At 51.6% G+C, this 1,431-nt stretch carries 12 tRNA genes and 1 rRNA gene; all 13 read right to left on the minus strand.

From position 1 onward, the window contains the following. Positions 1-18: 18 nt before the first annotated feature. The 13 genes from G6R29_RS06090 to rrf all read right to left on the minus strand — a co-directional run bounded on the left by G6R29_RS06090 (position 19) and on the right by rrf (position 1,293). Positions 19-91, minus strand: a tRNA-Phe gene (locus G6R29_RS06090). Positions 92-113: 22 nt separating this feature from the next. After that, positions 114-187 (minus strand) — tRNA-Asp (locus G6R29_RS06095). Positions 188-190: 3 nt separating this feature from the next. Continuing rightward, positions 191-264: transfer RNA gene (locus G6R29_RS06100), tRNA-Met, on the minus strand. A 33-nt stretch (positions 265-297) separates the two neighbouring features. Beyond that, positions 298-387, minus strand: a tRNA-Ser gene (locus tag G6R29_RS06105). A gap of 19 nt (positions 388-406) precedes the next feature. Continuing rightward, positions 407-480, minus strand: a tRNA-Ile gene (locus tag G6R29_RS06110). Between the two features lie 13 nt (positions 481-493). Then, a tRNA-Met gene (locus G6R29_RS06115) sits at positions 494-567 on the minus strand. Positions 568-586: 19 nt separating this feature from the next. Further along, positions 587-660: transfer RNA gene (locus G6R29_RS06120), tRNA-Pro, on the minus strand. A gap of 49 nt (positions 661-709) precedes the next feature. Continuing rightward, positions 710-783 (minus strand) — tRNA-Arg (locus tag G6R29_RS06125). Positions 784-789: 6 nt separating this feature from the next. After that, positions 790-873 (minus strand) — tRNA-Leu (locus G6R29_RS06130). A gap of 6 nt (positions 874-879) precedes the next feature. Then, positions 880-951 (minus strand) — tRNA-Gly (locus G6R29_RS06135). Positions 952-957: 6 nt separating this feature from the next. Next, positions 958-1,030: transfer RNA gene (locus tag G6R29_RS06140), tRNA-Thr, on the minus strand. A gap of 34 nt (positions 1,031-1,064) precedes the next feature. Next, positions 1,065-1,137: transfer RNA gene (locus G6R29_RS06145), tRNA-Val, on the minus strand. Between the two features lie 39 nt (positions 1,138-1,176). Further along, positions 1,177-1,293, minus strand: a 5S ribosomal RNA gene (gene rrf, locus G6R29_RS06150). Between the last annotated feature and the right edge of the window lie 138 nt (positions 1,294-1,431).

A 1,431-nucleotide genomic window follows, 5' to 3' on the forward strand; every position in this document is an offset into this window, starting at 1 on the left:
TTTTCGGGTTGAACCCTATGGCGCTGGACGGAATCGAACCGCCGACACATGCAGCTTCAATGCATTGCTCTACCAACTGAGCTACAGAGCCAACTTTTCTTCTACTAAGAAAACGGTCACAACGGGACTCGAACCCGTGATCTCCTGCGTGACAGGCAGGCGTCCTAACCACCTAGACCATGCGACCAAATTGCGGGAGTAGGATTTGAACCTACGACCTTCGGGTTATGGGCCCGACGAGCTACCGAACTGCTCCATCCCGCGATAATATTATTCGAATGTTGGGCCTTGGCCCTAAGGAGAATGAGGGATTCGAACCCTCGCGCCGGTTTCCCGACCTGACGGTTTTCAAGACCGTTCCCTTCAGCCAGACTTGGGTAATTCTCCATAATGTTATGGCCATTTATGGACCATGTTGGACTCGAACCAACGACCGGACGGTTATGAGCCGTCTGCTCTAACCAGCTGAGCTAATGGTCCCTGTTCGAGCCTATCGCGGCAGGGGGAATCGAACCCTCGACCTCTCGGGTATGAACCGAACGCTCTAGCCAGCTGAGCTACACCGCGATTCCGCTGTTTCCAGCCATCGGGACGACAGGATTCGAACCTGCGACCCCCTGGTCCCAAACCAGGTGCTCTACCAAGCTGAGCTACGTCCCGTTTCCTTTTTGGACTATTGTAGCCCGTGTCTCTTGGATAATTGAGACAATGCACCTAGCAGGAGTCGAACCTGCAACCTTCTGATTCGTAGTCAGACACTCTATCCAATTGCGCTATAGGTGCATAATATGCCGGCGACCGGGATCGAACCGGTACGATGTTTCCATCGCAGGATTTTAAGTCCTGTGCGTCTGCCTATTCCGCCACGCCGGCATTCCAAGCGAACAACGGGATTCGAACCCGCGACCCCCACCATGGCAAGGTGATGTTCTACCTCTGAACTATGTTCGCATAATATGCCGACTAAAGGATTCGAACCTTCGACCCCCGCTTTACAAGAGCGGTGCTCTACCAGCTGAGCTAAGTCGGCTGGATGCACGACGCGGCGTTTTGACCTTAGTCAATGGACGCTACAGGGATCGAACCTGTGACCCCCTGCTTGTAAGGCAGGTGCTCTCCCAGCTGAGCTAAGCGTCCAAAAATAAAAACGAGCGTTAACTCGTTTTATATGTACAGGCATCGCGTCGTCCTATCCTCGCAGCCAGCGTTCCGGCAACTACTTTTGGCGCTAAAGAGCTTAACTTCTGTGTTCGAGATGGGAACAGGTGGTTCCTCTTTGCCATCAACACGACACCTTTGAGCTTTTACACTCAAAACTAAATAATCCTTACTTATCTTTTCCTAAATGAACTTACTCATTTTCGACTCTTTGGTTAAGTCCTCGACCGATTAGTACTAGTCCGCTCCATACTTCACAGCACTTTCACTTCT

This window comes from Fructobacillus broussonetiae (assembly GCF_018437275.1).
Lineage (GTDB): Bacteria > Bacillota > Bacilli > Lactobacillales > Lactobacillaceae > Fructobacillus > Fructobacillus broussonetiae.